Origin of the sequence: Streptomyces malaysiensis subsp. malaysiensis, assembly GCF_040653035.1 — a bacterium.
GTDB classification, from domain to species: domain Bacteria; phylum Actinomycetota; class Actinomycetes; order Streptomycetales; family Streptomycetaceae; genus Streptomyces; species Streptomyces malaysiensis.
In genome coordinates, this window is the sequence record NZ_JBEZNG010000059.1 from 1 (window position 1) to 18,186 (window position 18,186).

Consider the following 18,186-nt stretch of genomic DNA (forward strand, 5'->3'; position numbering starts at 1 on the left):
CCTGCGCCCGCAACGCCGCATCAGTCCGACCCGACACCGTCCACGCCACCGCAACAGGCGGATCACCCTCACCCACAGCAGCAGACTCAGGCTCACCCTGTTCCAGGATCACGTGTGCGTTGGTACCGCTCACGCCGAACGAGGAGACGCCCGCCCGACGCGGCCGACCGGTCCGCGGCCAGTCGCGCCGCGTGGTCAGCAGTTCGACGCGGCCGGCGGACCAGTCCACGTGGGGCGAGGGCTCCGCGGCGTGCAGTGTCCGCGGCAGCTGCCCGTGTTGGAGGGCCATCACCATCTTGATGACACCGCCGACACCGGCGGCCGCCTGGGTGTGTCCGATGTTCGACTTGAGGGAACCGAGCCAGAGCGGCTGGTCGCCGTCCCGGTCCTGGCCGTAGGTGCCGAGCAGCGCATGCGCCTCGATGGGGTCGCCCAGCCGGGTGCCGGTGCCGTGTGCCTCGACCGCGTCCACGTCCGCCGCGGTGAGCTCGGCGTCGGCGAGGGCCTGCCGGATCACCCGCTGCTGCGAGGGGCCGTTCGGCGCGGTGAGCCCGTTGGACGCACCGTCCTGGTTGACCGCGCTGCCGCGTACGAGCGCGAGCACCCGGTGGCTGTTGCGCCGCGCGTCGGAAAGCCGTTCGAGGACCAGGACGCCCACGCCCTCCGCCCAGCCCGTGCCGTCCGCGTCCGCGCCGAACGCCTTGCAGCGTCCGTCGGACGACAGCCCTCGCTGGCGGCTGAACTCCACGAACATGCCCGGGTTCGCCATCACGGTGGCACCACCGGCCAGGGCCAGTGAGCACTCGCCGCCGCGCAGCGACCGCGCAGCGAGGTGGAGCGCCACCAGCGAGGAGGAGCACGCGGTGTCGATGGTGATGGCCGGCCCGACCAGCCCCAGGGTGTAAGCGATACGCCCCGAGAGCACGCTGCCGGTGCTGCCCGTGAGCAGATAGCCCTCGAACCCATCGGCCGGCTCGTGCAGCCGGGGACCGTAGTCCTGGGACATGGCTCCTGTGAAGACTCCGGTCCGGCTGCCGCGCAGCGACGCGGGGTCGATTCCGGCTCGCTCGAACGCCTCCCACGAGGTTTCCAGCAGCAGCCGCTGCTGCGGATCCATCGCGGTGGCCTCGCGCGGGGATATTCCGAAGAAGCCCGCGTCGAACAGCGCGGCGTGGTGCAGGAAGCCCCCCTGTGAGGTGTACGAGGTGCCCACGTGCTCCGGGTCGGCGTCGTACAGAGCGTCCATGTCCCAGCCGCGGTCGGTCGGGAGGGCCGAGATGGCGTCCACGCCCGAGGCGACCAGCTGCCACAGACTCTCCGGTGAGTCGGCGCCACCGGGGTAGCGGCACCCCATGCCGATGATCGCGATCGGCTCTTCCGCCGGCGCCGGGGAGGTGGGGGTGACCGGGGTGTCCGTCTTGCCGAGGGCCGAGTCGACCAGGTGCCGCGCGAGGGTGGCGGGCGTGGGGTGGTCGAACAGAATGCTTCCAGGCAGCCGCGATCCGGTGGCCTGGGCGAGCAGGTCGCGCAGCGCGACCGCGAGCAGCGAGTCGACCCCGAGCTCACGGAAGGTGCGGTCGGCCGCGATGTCGTCGGGGCCGTCGTGGCCGAGTACCTCGGCGCTGAGGGTGCGCACGAGCCGGAGGGCGAAGCGCGGCCGTTCGGCGGTGGCGAGTGCGGTGAGCCGGGCGGTGAACGACTCGTTGGCCACGGGGCCGTCCGGTTCCGCGGCATGCGCTTCCGTGCCGCCCCGGTGTGCGGGGACGGCGGGCCGCGGCGGAGCGGTGGGCCGGTCGGCTTCCGGAAGCCAGTGCCGACGGCGCTGGAACGGGTAGGTGGGCAGGGGTGTGCGGTCGGTGGGCTGCCCGCCGTACACCGCCTCCCAGTTCACCGGGCGGCCACGGGTGAACAGGCGGGCGACGGTGGTGAGGACGTGCCGCACCTCGTCCGGGCCGTCCGCCTCCCCGCCGCTGGGCCCCGGGAGGAACACCGCGTCCGCCTGGTCGCTCAGACACTGCTGGGCCTGAGCCACGAGGACCCCGCCCGGCCCGAGCTCGGTGAAAGCACCGATCCCCTCGGCGCGCAGGAGATCCATGGAATCGGCGAACCGCACCGTATGGCGGACATGGCGGACCCAGTAGTCCGGCACGGCCATGTCGTCGGCCATGACGAAGCGGCCGGTGAGGTTGGAGATGATGGGAATGGCCGGCGGGGCGTAGGACAGACCCTCCGCCACCTGGCGGAAATCCTCGAGCATGCCGTCCATGGACCGGGAGTGGAAGGCGTGACTCACTCGTAGCCGTTTCGTCCTGCGACCGCGCTCGCGCCACTGCTCCGCCACGTCGAGTACGGCCCGCTCGTCCCCTGCGATGACGGTGGCCCGAGGACCGTTGACGGCCGCGATGTCGACGCCTTGGCCGTCCGTCTCGGTGAGCAGGGCGCGGACCTCGGCTTCGGACGCCTCCAGCGACACCATGGCGCCGCCGTCGGGGAGCGCCTGCATCAGCCTGCCGCGGGCCGCGACCAGCGCACAGGCGTCGGGCAGCGTCAGCACACCGGCCACGTGTGCGGCGGCGAGTTCACCGATCGAGTGACCGACGAGGACGTCCGGTGCCACGCCCCAGTCCGCCAGCAGGCGGAAGAAGGCCACTTCGAAGGCGAACAACGCGGTCTGTGTGAACACCGTCTGGTCCAGCAGCTCCGACTCCCGGGTGCCGGGCTCGGCGAACACGACCCGGGACAGAGGCAGGTCCAGTCGGGGGTCGAGCTCGGCGCGGACCGCGTCGAAGGCTTCGGCGAAGGCCGGGAACGCCGAGTGGAGTTCGCGTCCCATCCGGGCTCGCTGGCTGCCCTGGCCGCTGAAGAGGAACGCCAGCCCGGGCCGCTCCGCCGACGGGGTGCGGTATGAGACGACGTGTGCTGACCGACGTCCTTCGGCAAGCGCGTCGAGCCCGTCGCGGAGCTCGTCCGGATGTGAGGCGACGATTGCGGCCCGGTTCTCGAAGGCCGTTCGGGTGACGGCCAGCGAGTAGCCGATCCGGAACGGGTCGGGATCGGAGATTCCACGCAGGTGTGCGCGCAGGCGCCCGGCCTGCTCCCGCAGGGCCTGCTCGCCACGGCCGGAGAGGACCCACAGCAGTGTGCGGGGGTCATCGGGCGTGGCGGGGACGGGGCGGGGTGGCGCCTCCGCAATCACGACATGGCAGTTGGTGCCCCCCATGCCGAATGAACTGACCCCGGCCAGCAGGACGTCCGGCGCGGTCCATGGCTCCAGGTCCCGCTGGACCGACAGCCTCAGGTCGTCGAGTGGGATGAGGGGGTTCGGGGTCTCGTAGTTGAGACTGGGCGGCAGTTCGCGGTGGCGCATGCTCAGCGCGACCTTGACCAGTCCGACGATTCCGGCAGCGGCCTCCAGATGGCCGACGTTGGTTTTCGCCGATCCCACGCGCAGGGGCTCGGTGGCCGGCCGGCCGGTGCCCAGGGCCGCGCCCAGCGCGGCGGCCTCGACGGGATCGCCCACTTTGGTGCCGGTGCCGTGCAGTTCGATGTACTGCACCTGGTCGGGGTCGAGTCCGGCCTCGCGGTAGGCGGCACGCAGCACCTCCTCCTGAGCGGCGCGGCGCGGGGTGGTGAGACTGCTGCCGCCGCCGTCGTTGTTGACCGCGCTGCCACGGATCACGCAGTGGATCAGGTCCCCGTCGGCGACGGCTCGGGCGAGGGGTTTGAGGACGACGAACGCGCCGCCTTCCCCACGCACGAATCCATTGGCGCGGGCGTCGAAGGTGTAGCAGCGGCCGTCCGGGGACAGGGCACCGAATTCGGCGGCCTCGACCGCGCTGTCGGCCGCGAGCATGAGGCTCACCCCTCCGGCAAGAGCGGTGTGTGACTCACCCCGGCGCAGACTCTCGACGGCGGCGTGGACGGCGACCAGTGACGACGACTGGCCGGTGTCGACGGTGAGGCTCGGCCCGGTGAGCCCGAGTGTGTAGGAGACGCGATTGGCGATGAGCCCGCGGTGCAGGCCGGTCATGGTGTGCGGGCCGATGACGCCGGTGCCGTACCGGCGCACCAGGGCGGCGTAGTCGTCCCGGCCGGTGCCGACGAACACACCGACGGCGGTGCCCGCCATCTGGCCGGGCGGGATGCCCGCCTCCTCCAGCGCCTCCCATGCGAGTTCGAGGGTCAGTCGCTGCTGGGGGTCCATCGCGGCGGCCTCGCGCGGGGATATCCCGAAGAAGTCGGCGTCGAAGGTGTCGACCCGGTCGAGGAAGGCGCCCCAGCGCAGGGGGTTCTCCTCCCCCGCGGGCTCGGATGGTCCGATGGTGAACCGCCCGGCCGGCACCTCGGTGACCGCGTCGTGTCCGTTCCGCAGCAGCTGCCAGAAGGCGTCCGGGTCCGACGCGCCGGGCAGTCGGCAGGACAGTCCGACGACTGCGATATCGGTTTCCCGGCTGTGCTGGCTCGTCATTTTCCCGCGCACCCCACACTCCTTGTGAAAAACACCGCCGTCCGCCCCCAGGACGGGCCTCACATCAGCGGTCCCGCAGCCATACCGCCAGTTGTTCCGGGGTCGGGTTGCCGAACAGCTCGGACAGGGTCGCGCGGACCCCGGTCGCTTGCTCGATGCGCTGTACGAGTTGGGCGCCCAGCAGGGAATGTCCACCGTGCGCGAAGAAGTTCGACCGCGGCGTCAGGTCGTGGCGACCCAGCAGATCACGCCACAGCGCCAGCAGTACGCCGGTCGTGGTGTCGTCGGCGGGGGCCTCGTCGTCCGCGGCGGCCGCGGCGCCACCGCCCGTCGTGGCACGCCGCTCGTCGGCGGTCCGGGCCAGGGCCGGGTAATCCACCTTCTGGTTGGCGTTTCTCGGCAGGGCGTCGAGGACCACGAAATCCTGGGGCACCGCCGAATGCGGCAGCTGGGAGCGGGCGTGCTCCCACAGCCGATCGGCGGCCCCGGTGCCGTCGGCCGTCTCGACGAACGCCACCAGCAGCCCGTCCGAGCCCGGGTCCCCGGACACGACGACCGCGGCGGCCGTCACATCGGGGTGGGTGAGCAGTACGGCCTCGACCTCGGCGAGCTCGATGCGGTTGCCGCGCAGCTTGATCTGGCGATCGACGCGGCCGAGCAGTTCGAGCGATCCGTCGCGCCGCCACCGGGCCATGTCGCCGGTGCGGTAGTAGGCCCCGTGGGCGGGGTGCTCTCCGAACGCGCTTGCGGTGAGTTCGGGCCGGTTGTGGTAGCCGATGGCCACGCCGCTTCCGGCGATGCACAGGTCGCCTCGTACCCCGATGGGCAGTTCCCGCCCGTCGGGGGCGGTGATGAACACCCGGGTGTTGCGGATCGGCCGGCCCACGTCGAGGGTGGGGCCGGGTGCCTCCACGAGTCGGCTGGAGGTGGACCAGATGGTGGTCTCGGTGGGTCCGTACAGGTGGTGTACCTGGCAGCCGATGTCCACCAGACGGCGCGCCAGGGCCACCGGCACCGGTTCGCCTCCGCAGATCACGCGGCGTCCGGCGATCCGGTCCGCGATGTCGTCGAGCACCAGCCGCCAGGTGGTCGGGGTGGCCTGGAGGATGCCGATCTCATGCCGGTCGAGCACGGCCGCGAGCGCCCGGCCGTCGGTGCGGGCGTGATCAGGGCCGACCACCATACGGGCACCCGCGACCAGCGGCATATAGAGCTCAAGGCCGCACATGTCGAAGGCGAAGGTGGTGATCCAGAGCATGCGGTCCGCCGGGGTCACCGCCAGTTCCTCGGCGAAGTGGGCGGCCACATTGGCGAGACCTCGGTGGGTGATGAGAGTGCCCTTGGGGCGTCCGGTGGAGCCCGAGGTGTAGATCAGGTAGGCGCGGTCCTCCGGCCGGGGCGCGAGCACCGGGCCGTCCTCGGCATCCGTGCCGTCCTCGGCATCCGTGCCGTCCTCTACCTCCGGGTCGCCCGCGGTGGCCGTACCGCCGACGGCGGCCAGCTGGATCCTGGTGCCCGTCGCGCTGTCCGGGAGCCGGCCGCCCGGGGCGGCGAGCACGGCCGTCGCACCCGAATCGGCGAGCTGGTAGGCCAGGCGTTCGGCCGGATGGGTCAGGTCGAGTGGCAGGTAGGCCGCTCCGGCGAGCCATACACCGAGCACCGCGGCGACGAGTTCGGCGCCGCGGGGGGCGGCGATGGCGACCACGTCCCCCGGCCGCACACCGCCGTCGGCCAGGGCTCGCCGTGTGGACACGGCCGCGTCCCAGACCTGTCGGTAGGTCGATCGTCGGTCGCCGTGTTCCACGACGATGGAGTCCGGGGCCGAGGCGACGTGCCGCCTGATCGCATCGAGCACGGTCGCCGGCTGTTCGGGCCGTGCGGTGCGGTTGGCCGCCTCGATGACCTCATGGTCCTCCGGGCTCCATATCCGGAACTCACCGACGGGCCGGTCGGCCGCCCCGGCCACCGCGAGCAGCAGCGCCTCGTACCTGCGCAGCAGCAGCTCGACGTTCTCGGTGCTGAGCACCTCGGTGTAGTGCACCGCGCGCAACCGGATGCTCTCGGGCGAGGACATGACGAAGAACTCGAGGTCGAACTTGCTGTACGCGTTCTCCACGACCACCGGGTCCGCGGTCATGCCGTCGATCTTGAACGCCCGCAGCCCCATGTCCGGCACGTAGTTGAACAGATGCCGGAAGAGCGTGTCCCGCCACGCCGAGCCGACCCGGTTGAGTTCGGCCGACAGAATGTCCACCGAGACATTGGCGTGCGAGATGGCCTCGAAGAACGTGTCCCTCGTGCGCAGCACGAGCTGTCCGAACCCCTCCGCGAAGTCGACCTTCACCCGCACCGGCAACACGTTGACGTGGTACCCGATCGCGCGCTGGTGTTGGGGGCCCCTGACGTTGACGGGGGATCCGACGACCATGTCCGGCCCGGCGCCGTGCGCGGCCAGCAGGAGGTAGTACGCCGCGTACAGTACGACGGCCTCGGGTGCCCGCAGCTCGCGTGCCATGCGCCGTACCGCCTCCCGCGCCTGGGGCGCGAGCTCGAGCGTGACGTGGTCGCCGGCCAGGGTGGGCCTGGGCACATCGGGTTCGCCGCACCATAGTTCGAGCCCCTTGGGCTCGAAGTCCCGCAGGTGTTCCCGCCAGAAGGCGAGGCTGCCGTCGTTCGGCTCCTCCGCGGGCATGACCGGCACCGGGGCCAGCAACTCTATGGGGGTCACTCCGGCCGCGAACGCGTCGTAGCCGAGGACGAGTTCCTCGGCGAGGATTCCGGCGGAGATCGTGTCGAAGACGAGGTGGTGGGCCACCAGACAGAAGTAGTCCCCTCCGGGGCTCTCGAAGTGCGCGGCCCGCACCAGGATCCCTCCGTCCAACGGGAAGGAGGCCGACACGAACGCGGTGAGATCCTGCTGGATCCGCTCCGGGGAGGTATTCCTGCGCTCCACGTCGATGCGGACGTCATCGGGTTCGAGGATCTTTTTGCCGAGCCGGGTGGGCTCGGCGCGATAGCTGGTCCGCAGTACCTCATGGCGCCGGACCAGCGTTGCCAGTGTCCGGGCCAGTGCGTCCTGTCGCAGCGCTCCGTTCACACGGAAGGCGAGGGAGAGGTTGTTCACCCCCTTGTCGGGGACGAGTTGTTCCAGCAGCCACAACGCCTGTTCCTTGCGCGTCGTCCCGCCTGTCGCCTCCATGGACGCCATGTCTTCTACCTCCCGCGCCGGGCGAGCAGTTCGGTCACGGCACGGCCCACCTCGGCAGTCCGCAGCAGATCGCGGTGCTCGACGTCGAAGCGCAACTCTCGGGCGACGATGCCGTCACGGGCCTCGGGCGGCACCGTGTTCAGTCCGTTCGTGGAGGTGGCCGAGGTGACGGCGACCGATCGGGCCCAGATGGCGGTGGGGTCAATCTGGGTGGTCACGGCCAGCCAGGTGAGGAAGGAGAGAAAAGTGCCGACCAGTTCCTCTCCTCGGTCGGCATCAAGTCCGATGCGCTGGAAGGCGACGTGCCCCGCTTCGCGGAAGATCTTGCCGAGGGCCGCACCGTACGCCACGAGGTCGTCCTTGCCGCCGTGAGCCGACTGTCCTTCGGCGCGCACGTCGGCGATCTCATCGGGAGTGAGCACGCCGACCATGGTTTCGAGAGCCTGGTGGAACTGGATGTAGAGGGTTCGGCCGGTGGGCACTTCGGGGTCGAAGAGGACGACCTCAGGAGGCTCGTTCTGCCATTCGGAGATTCGCCTTGCCAGCTCGGCGGCGAAGACACTGCCGGCGCAGTATCCGAGCACCCCCCGGATTCTGCGTCCGGCATTCCGCGCATCAGCCGACCAGCGCGTGACATACCTTTCGGCGCTGACTTGGCCATCGGCTTCCGGAACCGTGGTCTCCCAGATGGAATAGTCCGGTTCCATCCCTGCGTACATGTCGGAGAACGTGCCTTCGGGGCGACCGGTCACCGGAAAATCTATGGCGAGCACCAAATCTTTTCCGTCGCCACCGTACAGCTCTTTCCACGATTCAGTCCTGGGCATCAGGGTGATTCCCCCACCGAAAGCGTCATGTTTTCTCTTGGTGGCGAGCTTAATTAGCTCCGGCTACCCCCAGAACCCCTACTCTTCCCTTATCTCCGAGGTCGCGGCAGAGAGAGCGGAGACGGACACGCAAAAGAGCCGACCGTCGCGTCAGGATGGGCGCCGGACGCCACGGCCGGTGGCATGGTGCACTGCTGGACACGGTGTTCATGCCCGGATGTCACTCCTCGGAGCACGCTCTCATATGGCCTCCGGATGCTTGAGCCATATGCGATCGGGTAGATCCGAGCGGCCGTTGATCTCCAACTTCCGATAGGCCCGGGTCAGATGCTGTTCCACCGTGCTCACCGTGATGTGCAACCTCCTGGCCACCTCCCGGTTGGTATTGCCCTGGGCGGCCAACACCGCGACGCGCTGTTCCGCTTCGCTCAGTCCGGCGATACCCTCGCTCTCGACCGGGGAAAAGACCAGTGCCTCGGAGTCCTCGGAGCTCTTCTCGGGCGGGTGCTTCAACTGACTGACCTCGGCGTGGCACTCCCTGGCGAGATACCGGGACCGGCGGGCCAGCATCTTGCTCCGCTCAAACTCACCCTGCGCATGGTAGACGTGGCTGAGTTCGGACAGAGAGCGCGCCAGTTCCAGTCGGTCGCCGTGCTGTTCGAGAAGGTAAACCGACTGCTTCAAAAGCTCCGACCGGACCTTGACCTTGCTGGCCCCGGCGAGCAGCCGCAGCGCGACTCCATGAGCACGGGAGCGGGAATCGGTCTTGGCCAGCTGTTCCTCGCTGAGCTGCCTCGCCTCCTTCGTACGGTTCAACCGCAGGTACGCCTCGGCGGCGGCGGCTCGCCAACCCACCAGGGACGGCACGTCGATGCCCCAGTCGACCATCAGCCGGCCACAGGTCTGGAAGTCCTTGAGCGCGGCATGAGCACGGTCGACGGAGAGGTAGTAGTGCCCGCGCGCATACAGGTAGTGCAGACCGAATCGGGTCTGGAACATGGCCTCCGGCACGGGTAACTGCAACGCCCGGGCGGCCTCCTGGTGCTTGCCCATCGCGGTCGCCGCGAGCACCTGGACGGACACCGGCGCGCCTATTCCCACGCCCCAGCTCTCCCGCTGCAAACGGTTGAGGGCCAGGCGCGAGTAGCGCTCGGCGGTGAGCAGATCGCCCAGCCGGAAGGCGATCTCGGCCCCGATGGTGAAGAGTCCGGCGTGCAGGCTCCGGTCGCGGGTCGTCGTGGCTTCCTTCAGCAGCACCGTGCACCATCGTTCCGCAAGGTGCAGCCGATCGAGGTAGACCAGGGTCATGAGGGCGTTGGTGACATGAGCCGTGACCCCCACGCGCATGCCGGCTGTTTTGGCGCCGTCGAGAATGTACTCGGCCTCATGGACCAGGTTGTCGTCGCTGACGCCCCTCAGGACGGCATTCAGCGAGATGACGGCCTGTCGTCCCGGGTCGCCGGCCACGGCGACCGAAGCGACGTCCGCCTCTCGCCGCGTGGTCTGCGCGATCACGGGGTCGGTGGCCCAGGCGGGGGCCCAGCTGAACAGATGGAGCGGTAGTTTCCGCACTTCGGCCATGCCCTCTTCGTCCAGCCGATCAGCGGACGCGGCCAACGAACGTGATGCCCGCTCGGCCTCGGCCACATGGCCACACCAGAGGAGCAGGCCGATCACGAATACGGCGTCGCGGCCGGACAGCAGGCCAAGGCGCAGCCAGGTCAGCAACTCGCCGAAGCGCCGGATGGCGTTGCCCGGGTTGTCCCAGAACTCCACCTCGGCGATCGCGGTACTGATCGATGCCCGTTCCCTGTCGTCGGAGCAGGCGTGAAGGGCGAGTTCGAGGTATTCCGCGGCGCTCTCCGCGCCTTCGCCGATCGCCTGCTTGGCCGCCTCCCTGAGCACGGCGGGAGCCCAGTTCTCGCGGACCCTTCCGGCGGCGACGAGATGAGCGGCGACCTCGAGATCGGGCGCTCCGGCGCTGTACAGCAACTCCGCGGCACGCAGCCGGAGCTCCGCACGGCACTCCGGCGGCAGGTCCTCCAGGACCGCGAGCTGGATGGCGGGGTGCCGGAAGCCGCGGGCGGCCATCAGACCGGCCCCCTCCAGGGCGTGGATGGTGTGCGCGAGCGACTCGCCGTCGATGTCGCAGAGTCTTCCGATCAGTTCGGGCGAGCTGCGATCCTGAAGTACGGCGATCGCCGTGGCGATCGTGAATCCCTCGGCTCCGTTCCCGTAGACACATGCCAGGACCGCTTCCCGGAAGGTGGCTCCGGGGGTCGGGCTCGTCACACAGCGCCGTTGATTGGCCTTCACCGTCGCGGCAGTGTCGGAGAGCAGGGCATGCACCAGAAGAGGGTTTCCGCCACTCAGCTCGAAGCATGCGTCGGAGAAGGATTCTTTGGGGTTTTCACAGTTTTCCGTGACGAGCCGTCTGACACCCTCTCTGGACAGCAGCGCCAGTTGTATCCGCCGGGCATGCGGCTGCCGGAGGATTTCGTCGTAGAAGATCGGATAGGTCAGTTGGCACCGCGGGCCTCCCGTGAGCACGACCAGGATTCGCATCGATTCAAGTCGACGGATCAAATAGAGCAGGCACTGCAACGAGAGGGAGTCGACGTATTGCAGGTCGTCGATGCCGATCACGACGGGACGGTCGAGCGTGAGCCGCATGAGGTCACGCAGTAGTGCCAGTGTCAGCTGGGCGTGACGCGGGGTGATGCGGTCACCGTTCGCGGGGATGGTTTGGACGGTGTGGTCCTCCAGGAGTGTCACTGCCTCGCCCATGGCGCCGTCCAGGCTCGCCACACCTCGCATGAGCTGGTCGAACACACCGAAGCCCAGCGATTGTTCGGTCGGTGAGCCGCTCACCCGCACCAGTAGCCCACCGCCCGCGGCCACGCGCTCACCGAAGGTGCGCAGCAATTCCGTCTTCCCGGCCCCCGGGGCCCCGCTGATCAGGATGACTCGGCCTCTGCCATCGGCACAGTCGGCGAAATCTCCCTCGAGTAACTCGAGATCACGGTCACGCTCTATGCAAGACATACATTTCCCCCTAGGCAGAAAGTTGCACCCGAGTGCCCATACCGCTTTATGCCCGTTGTCTCCCACAAGCGTTCCTGGCCAGGTCAGGAGACCCGGCCAGGAAGCTGCGTACGACCTCGGCCCTACATCCTCCTGATATTGCGCAGCACGGTCACGTCGCATGAGTCGTAATTGGCGGTCAGCAGATCGAGCGCACCATTTCCGTCCAGGTCCGCGGCCACGACCCTGGCGGCTCCCTTACCTGCCGGCAGTGCGAACGATTCGTGGAATTTCCCCGTTCCATCACCGAGGAGAATCGTCACGTCATCGGACTTGTAGTTCGCGACGGCGATGTCCAGAGTGCCGTCGCCACCCAGGTCGGCCACAGTCACCCCGGACGGCCCCTTTCCCGCGCCGATCGCCACGGGAGCGCTGAAGCCCCCCTTGCCGTCCCCGAACAGCACGGTGACCGAGTCCGTCTTGAAGTCGGCCGTCACCAGGTCCAGAACCCCGTTACCCGTAAGGTCTCCCGCGACGACGTCGGACGGCCCCGCGCCACCGACCGGGATGTTGACGGGAGCCTTGAATCCTCCCGCCCCGTCCCCCAGCAGCACGGTGATGTCGTTGGTCCGGTAGTTGGCCGTGACCAGGTCGAGGGCACCGTCGCCGGTGAGGTCGGCGGCGATCACGCCGGAGGGGCCCCCGCCGGTGGGGTAGTCGGTCGGACCGCGTGTGAAGCCGCCCTCGCCGTCGCCGAGCAGCACCGTGAGGGAGTCCGCGTCGAAGTACACCGCGGCCAGGTCAAGGGTGCCGGTGCCGGTGAAGTCGCCACCTGCGACGCGGGACGGGCCCCTGCGGTCCAGGGGTGCCTCGGTCACGGTGAAGCCACCGTCGCCGTCGCCGCGCAGAACGGTGACAAAGTTGGACTTGTAGTTCGCGACGGCCAGGTCGACGACACCGTCACCGGTCAGGTCGGTGGGGGCTATCCCGCAGGGCCCGCCACCGGTCGGATAGTGCTTCGGCGGACCGAATCCCCCGGATCCGTCGCCCAGCAGCACCGAGACGCTATCGGAGTTGTGGTTGATGACGACCGCGTCGAGTGTGCCGTCACCCGTCAGGTCGGCGGTGACGATGCCCGTCGTGCCATCCTGCACGGGATGGTTGACGGCCGGCGCGAACCGCGCCTTCATGTTGTTCGATACCATCTCTGTCATTCATGTTCCCCTCGTGCGAGCTCCACCGTTCCAGGGTTGAAAAGGCACCGGCCCGAGCGCCGGTCGTGCGCGCCGGACATGCGAATGTCAGCTGATGTAGTCGAAGTCGTTCCAGCCCACGGCCACCGCCACGGGCTCGCGGAATGTCGACAGCGGTCGCTCCGGGTCGAACACCCCTTGGTGCACATGGGCGACAAGGGTGCCGTCCACCCGCAGGGCGAGGAGATCCGGCTTCCCGTCACCGTCGATGTCGGTGATGTCGATGGCCCGCACGCCATCCCAGCCACGGCTGATCGTGTACCACTCGCCCGCGCCCTTGGGCCGGCCATCGGCGTCCTTGCCACCGGCGAAGAAGTCGTGGAGGGCGAGTTCCCCGGTGTCTCTGCGGACGATCAGGTCCAGCTCGCCGTTGCCGGTGACGTCGGCCATTCCGATGGGCCAGGACGTCTTGTCCATGGTGAGCATGGGTTCCGGGGCGGCCCAGGTGTCCAGCCCGCTGATGCCGGTATTGAGGATGGAGTCGACGTTGCCCGTGCCCACCTGGCGCCCGAAACAGTCCACCCTGCCGTCGCCGTCGAGATCGGCCAGCGCAAGCGAGTCGTACATCACCTCGGGGCGCTTCCCACCGATGTGGATCCGCTCGCCGAGTGTGTCGAGGTCATTGAGACCGGCCGGGTTCGGGTAGAGGAAGCACTTCGCGTCCGCGGTCGTGACGTACACGTCGGCTCTGCCGTCACCGGTGAAGTCGCCCGCGCCGATCCACCGGAAATATCCGCAGTGGAACCCCGTACCGATCTTCATCGGGGCGCCATAGGTGTTCAGGCCATCCAACCGCCCCTGATGGGGGTACACGAAGAGGTCACCGGTCTCAAAGCTACGCGCAAGTACATCTCGTCTGCCGTCTCCGTTGAACGAAGCGGACTGCCCGACGCCGACCAGGTTCCACAGCATGCTTCCCCCGTTCCCGAAGGGGAGATATCGGCCAGCTCTCCCCTTGGCTGAAAAGTGCTCAGAAATATCGCTACAAACTGAGTGAGTCTCCCGGTTTGTGTGGCCATGCTATTCACGGCCACATACCCCCCTACACCCCTATCCCTCCCCTACGCCATGCATCAGCAGCCTCAACCACCCCGTTGACCTGCGAACTCTCAACGTCATCGAAGCGCTGTGGCCGGCTCCGGACCCTAGCCCGGAGCCGGTCACCATTCGACTGACCGCCTGCCATCGCGACCTGACGAGCGGGGCCGCTCGTCACTTCCGCAAGGACCTGCCGACAATGCCGAAACGTCGCCTCACGCGTCACGCTTCTGCGTTGTGATCAAGGAGACGACATAAATCGCCGCGGTGATTCCCGCAAAAAAGAGGAGACCGATCCACGGGCCATAGGGATAATCGACGGTATTCCCGGACACCCCCTCCGTGACCCGGTCGGGCTGGCCATCGGTCAGGAAGTAGTTCGCCGCCTTGAACGGCAGCCAGGGTTGCACATGCTCGCCCAGCGCCGGGATCGATGTGACGACCGTTTCCAGCAGAAGCGTGTAGACCAGAACGACCGCGATGGCGGCGGCGCTGTGCCGGACCAGCAGTCCGACGGCCACCGCCAGAACGGCGGCCACCGCGTACACCAGGCCCACACCGGCCACGGCTCGCCAGTCCCCGCCACTGTCGAGGGCGAGGTCCGCGTCCGACTTCACCAACTGTCCGAGGCCCCAGGCCGCGAAGGCACCGATGAGGCCCGTCACCGCGGAGACGAGCACCACCACACCGGTCTTGGCCAGCAGAACCGCGGCGCGGCGGGGGACGGCCTGGAAGGTGAGCCTGATGGTGTTGTAGCGGTACTCGGTGGTCACCGACAGCGTCGCCATCGCCATCATGACGATCAGACCGGAGCTGTATCCCATCTGCGTGACGCCCACCGTCGCGGGGTTCTCGTCATCGGACTGCGATGTGAACATGGCCCCGAGCCCTACCGCGAAGCCCAGGGCCAAGGGGATGGAGAACGTCGGCGAGCGGGTGCTGAAGAGCTTGATCCGCTCGACTGCCAGCAGTGTCAACTTTCATCTCCGATCGAAGCCAGGAGGGACCGCTCCTCGACGGACCCCCGAATGTCCGCGTGATACTCGACCGCGTCACCGGTGATCTCCATGAACGCCTCTTCGAGCGACCCGTTCTGCTCCATCAGCTCGTGCAGCGTGATCCGATGCGCGGCGGCGATCTCGCCGATCTCCTCGGTGGACGCCCCTGACACCACCAACCGGGTCGGGTCCTCGCCGCACTCGACGCGGTACCCGGCCGCCTCGATGACCGGCATCAGGACCCCGGCCTCGGGGCTGCGCACCACGACCGCGCTGCGGCTCGCCTGGCTGACGAAGTGCGCGGTGCTGCACTGGGCGATGAGCTTGCCGCGCCCGATGACCACCAGTTCCTCGGCCGTCAGCGCCATCTCGGACAGCAGATGGCTGGAGACGAACACGGTGCGCCCTTCGGCCGCCAGCCTCTGCATGAACCGCCGGATCCACAGGATCCCTTCCGGATCGAGTCCATTGACCGGCTCGTCGAACAGCAGCAGCTGCGGATCGCCCAACAGGGCCGCCGCGATGCCCAGCCTCTGGAACATCCCGAGGGAGAAGCCGCCCGCGCGGCGGCGCGCCACCTCGGTCAGCCCGACCGTCTCCAGCACCTCGTCCGCACGGCGGGCGGGCAGCCCGTTGGACTTCGCCAGCCACCGCAAGTGCGCGTGCGCCGAACGATTCGGATGTGCCCACTTCGCATCGAGGAGAGCTCCCACCGTCCGTAACGGCCGGCCCAGGTCGTGGTAGCGCTTGCCGTCGATCAGGACCTCACCGCCGTCCGGCCGGTCCAGCCCCAGAATCATCCGCATGGTCGTCGACTTGCCGGCGCCGTTCGGCCCCAGGAATCCGGTCACCACCCCGGGATTCACACTGAACGTCAGCTCGTCGACGGCCAGTTTGTCGCCGTAGCGCTTGGTCAGATGCCTGGCTTCGATCACTGTCGATCCTCTCCCCTATATCGCTGTGTGCGGCAGACCCTGCGGCGGCGCGGACCTGGTGCGGGTGCGGTTCCCGATGCCCTCTGCTCACGCGCCCTACGTCATCCCGGCACTCCCGCGGCTCCGGTGTCGCTCCACTCGTCGTCCTCCGAGGGCCGGAACGGCGCCGCGGTGATGAGCACCACCGCCATCAGGGCCGCCATCAGCAGCAGCCCCGCGGCCCATCTCCCGGCGACCACGTAGCCGTGCACAGTGGCCCGCACGGCACGGATCCCGGGATGAGCGCCCTGGTACACCTTGGTGGCGTTGGCGGCGATGGTGTTGAGCAGCGCCGTGCCGATCGACGCGCCGATCTGAGTGGAGGTGTTGAAGAAGGCCGAGGCGACACCCGTGTCGCTCTTGGCGACTTCATTGGTGGCGGTGGCGGCACAGGGCGCCATCACGGTGCCCAGCCCGAGCCCCAGAACCACCTCGCCGGGCAGAATGCCGTCCCAGTACGAGCTCTCCGGCGTCATCCGGGTCAGCAGGAACAGACCGAACGCGGCGATCGTCAGTCCCGTCGCCAGCAGATAGCGCGGCCGTACCCGAGGCAGTAGCAACGTGGCGCTCATCGCCGAGACGCTCACGTTCGCGGCCAGCAGCGGCAGGAAGGCGAAGCCGGTGCGCAACGGCGAGTAGCCCATGACCTCCTGAAGCTGATACGTCAGGAAGAGCAACATGCCGAACAGGCCGATGCTGGAGAAGACCATGGTGGCGAAGGCCCCGGCACGATTGCGGTCCATCACGATGCGCAGCGGCAACAGTGGACTGCTCCGCTTGGACTGGATGACGGTGAACAGCCCCAGCAGCAGCACCGAGGCGATCAGCAGCCCGATCACCAGTGCGGAGTCCCACCCCTGCTCGGCCACGTGGCCGAAGCCGTAGACCATGGCCACCAGTCCGGAGCAGCCGACCAGCCCGCCGAAGAGGTCCAGCTTGATGTGGTGACCGGGTAAGAGCGGCAGGACCGTCAACGCGCCCAGCAGGGCCACGGCGGTCACCGGCACATTGACGTACATGCACCAGCGCCACGAGAGGTACTCGGTGAGGCTCCCGCCGATCAGCAGTCCGAGTGCGCCGCCGGCCACGAGCACTCCGCTGTAGATGCCGAACGCCTTGCCGCGTTCCCTCTTGTCCGGAAAGATCACGTTGATGAGGGCCAGCGTGCACGGCGCCAGCAGTGCGGCGAACACCCCCTGGGCGGCACGGCAGGCGATCAGCATCCCACCGCTGTTCGCGGCCCCGCCGATGGCCGACACGACACCGAACCCGGTCACGCCCAGCGCCAAGCACCTCTTGAGGCCGATCCGGTCCGCGATCCTGCCGCCGAGCAGCAGCAGCCCCCCGAAGGCGAGGGTGTAAGCGGTCAGCACCCACTGTCTGCTGGCGTCGGAGAACCCGAGGTCCTGCTGCGCCGAGGGGAGGGCGACGGCAAGCACGGTCGAGTCCAGCACGACCAGCAGCTGCGCCAGCACGATCACCGCTAAGCCGAACCAGCGGCCACGACCGGCGGATGTCTCCAGGTCATGACCACGGACGGTAGGGACCGCCGTCATCCGATACCTCCTCCGAACCACACCACAGGGCCTACTTGTCGGACGTCCAGTAAGTTACCACTTACTTGTCGTCCGTCAAGTTGCTTCCTTTCAGGTATGGTGACGGCCATGGCTGAAGCTCGAGGTGACACACGCGAACGGATCCAACAGGTCGCCTTGGAGCTGTTCACCCAACACGGTTACGAGAAGACATCGCTGCGCGAGATCGCCGACCGACTGAACGTCAGCACGGCCGCGCTCTACTACCACTTCAAGACCAAGGCCGACATTCTCTCCAGCGTGGTGGACGACTTGGCGTCGTCGGTGGAGGAGGTCGCCGAGTGGGGACAGGCCCAGCCGACGACGCTCGACATGCGCAAGGGGCTGCTCGAGCGGCTGTCGCAGCTCGTCAGCAGCGGCAAGATGCGCAACCTGATGCTGTTCTCACAGGAGAATCAGGCGGCCCTCCGGGAACACCCGGCCGGCCAGCGCCTCCAGCAGGGGGTGCAGTCGATGTTCGCCCTCGTCATCGATCCCCAAGCCGACTTCGCGGACCAGCTCAGGGCCCAGCTGGCCGTGCTCGCGATCCTGCTGAGCAACAACGACGCGCTGTCCTTGCTGAGTGAGGAAGCGATGCCGGAAGAGGTGCGCATCGCACCGGAGCAGCGCGCCGAGGTCACGCTCAAAGTCGCCATGGAGCTGATAACCCAGCCGGGGAACGGCGCGTAGCGGTCCGCACAGCGGGCTGGGGGCAGTGGCGAGGGCGGACACCGGATTCCGGTGCCAACGGGCGGACCGTGGACTCCGCCGCACAGCCCACGGAGGTGCTGCGCGTGCGCGAGCTGCTGCGGACCGTCAGGG

The 18,186-nt window shown here is 68.4% G+C and carries 10 protein-coding genes and 1 pseudogene; 2 read left to right on the forward strand and 9 right to left on the reverse strand.

Features of this window, described 5'->3' with window-relative positions:
• From AB0E24_RS45520 to AB0E24_RS45560, 9 genes are all read right to left on the reverse strand, one after another.
• A partial coding sequence (locus AB0E24_RS45520) for a beta-ketoacyl synthase N-terminal-like domain-containing protein (RefSeq protein WP_359385880.1) occupies positions 1-4,468 on the reverse strand: 4,468 nt, incomplete at its 3' end.
• Positions 4,469-4,532: 64 nt separating this feature from the next.
• Complete coding sequence (locus tag AB0E24_RS45525) at positions 4,533-7,676, reverse strand: non-ribosomal peptide synthetase (RefSeq protein ID WP_359385882.1); 3,144 nt, start codon at positions 7,674-7,676, stop codon at positions 4,533-4,535.
• A 5-nt stretch (positions 7,677-7,681) separates the two neighbouring features.
• Complete coding sequence (locus tag AB0E24_RS45530) at positions 7,682-8,503, reverse strand: hypothetical protein (protein WP_351386406.1); 822 nt, start codon at positions 8,501-8,503, stop codon at positions 7,682-7,684.
• Between the two features lie 240 nt (positions 8,504-8,743).
• Positions 8,744-11,710: an AAA family ATPase gene (locus AB0E24_RS45535; RefSeq protein WP_359385885.1), complete on the reverse strand. Its 2,967-nt coding sequence runs from the start codon at positions 11,708-11,710 to the stop codon at positions 8,744-8,746.
• Positions 11,671-12,741 carry an FG-GAP repeat domain-containing protein gene (locus tag AB0E24_RS45540; RefSeq protein WP_359385886.1) on the reverse strand — a complete coding sequence of 357 codons (1,071 nt, stop codon included), beginning with the start codon at positions 12,739-12,741 and terminating at the stop codon, positions 11,671-11,673. Before AB0E24_RS45540 ends, AB0E24_RS45535 begins: the two co-directional genes overlap by 40 nt.
• 87 nt (positions 12,742-12,828) lie before the next feature.
• Complete coding sequence (locus tag AB0E24_RS45545; RefSeq protein ID WP_351386400.1) at positions 12,829-13,692, reverse strand: FG-GAP repeat domain-containing protein; 864 nt, start codon at positions 13,690-13,692, stop codon at positions 12,829-12,831.
• 341 nt (positions 13,693-14,033) lie between these two features.
• On the reverse strand, positions 14,034-14,795 hold the full coding sequence (locus tag AB0E24_RS45550; protein ID WP_069860606.1) for an ABC transporter permease: 762 nt from the start codon (positions 14,793-14,795) through the stop codon (positions 14,034-14,036).
• Positions 14,792-15,751, reverse strand: coding sequence for an ABC transporter ATP-binding protein (locus tag AB0E24_RS45555; protein WP_079260086.1), 960 nt, complete (start codon positions 15,749-15,751; stop codon positions 14,792-14,794). The genes AB0E24_RS45550 and AB0E24_RS45555 overlap by 4 nt, the downstream gene beginning before the upstream one ends.
• A gap of 101 nt (positions 15,752-15,852) precedes the next feature.
• Positions 15,853-17,346 carry an MFS transporter gene (locus AB0E24_RS45560; protein WP_147967475.1) on the reverse strand — a complete coding sequence of 498 codons (1,494 nt, stop codon included), beginning with the start codon at positions 17,344-17,346 and terminating at the stop codon, positions 15,853-15,855.
• A gap of 108 nt (positions 17,347-17,454) precedes the next feature.
• Here AB0E24_RS45560 and AB0E24_RS45565 point away from each other — a divergent pair, with 108 nt between their 5' ends.
• Both AB0E24_RS45565 and AB0E24_RS45570 read left to right on the forward strand, forming a co-directional pair.
• A complete protein-coding gene (locus AB0E24_RS45565) occupies positions 17,455-18,054 on the forward strand; it encodes a TetR/AcrR family transcriptional regulator (protein WP_159398863.1) in 600 nt (199 codons plus the stop codon).
• Between the two features lie 53 nt (positions 18,055-18,107).
• Positions 18,108-18,186, forward strand: a pseudogene (locus AB0E24_RS45570) (methyltransferase); the annotation flags it as partial.

Excerpts from the sequence above, each read along its gene's own strand:
- AB0E24_RS45545 (WP_351386400.1), bottom strand. The coding sequence starts at position 13,692 with ATGCTGTGGAACCTGGTCGGCGTCGGGCAGTCCGCTTCGTTCAACGGA.
- AB0E24_RS45525 (WP_359385882.1), bottom strand. The coding sequence starts at position 7,676 with ATGGCGTCCATGGAGGCGACAGGCGGGACGACGCGCAAGGAACAGGCG.
- AB0E24_RS45530 (WP_351386406.1), bottom strand. The coding sequence starts at position 8,503 with ATGCCCAGGACTGAATCGTGGAAAGAGCTGTACGGTGGCGACGGAAAA.
- AB0E24_RS45560 (WP_147967475.1), bottom strand. The coding sequence starts at position 17,346 with ATGACGGCGGTCCCTACCGTCCGTGGTCATGACCTGGAGACATCCGCC.
- AB0E24_RS45540 (WP_359385886.1), bottom strand. The coding sequence starts at position 12,741 with ATGACAGAGATGGTATCGAACAACATGAAGGCGCGGTTCGCGCCGGCC.
- AB0E24_RS45535 (WP_359385885.1), bottom strand. The coding sequence starts at position 11,710 with ATGCGACGTGACCGTGCTGCGCAATATCAGGAGGATGTAGGGCCGAGG.
- AB0E24_RS45565 (WP_159398863.1), top strand. The coding sequence starts at position 17,455 with ATGGCTGAAGCTCGAGGTGACACACGCGAACGGATCCAACAGGTCGCC.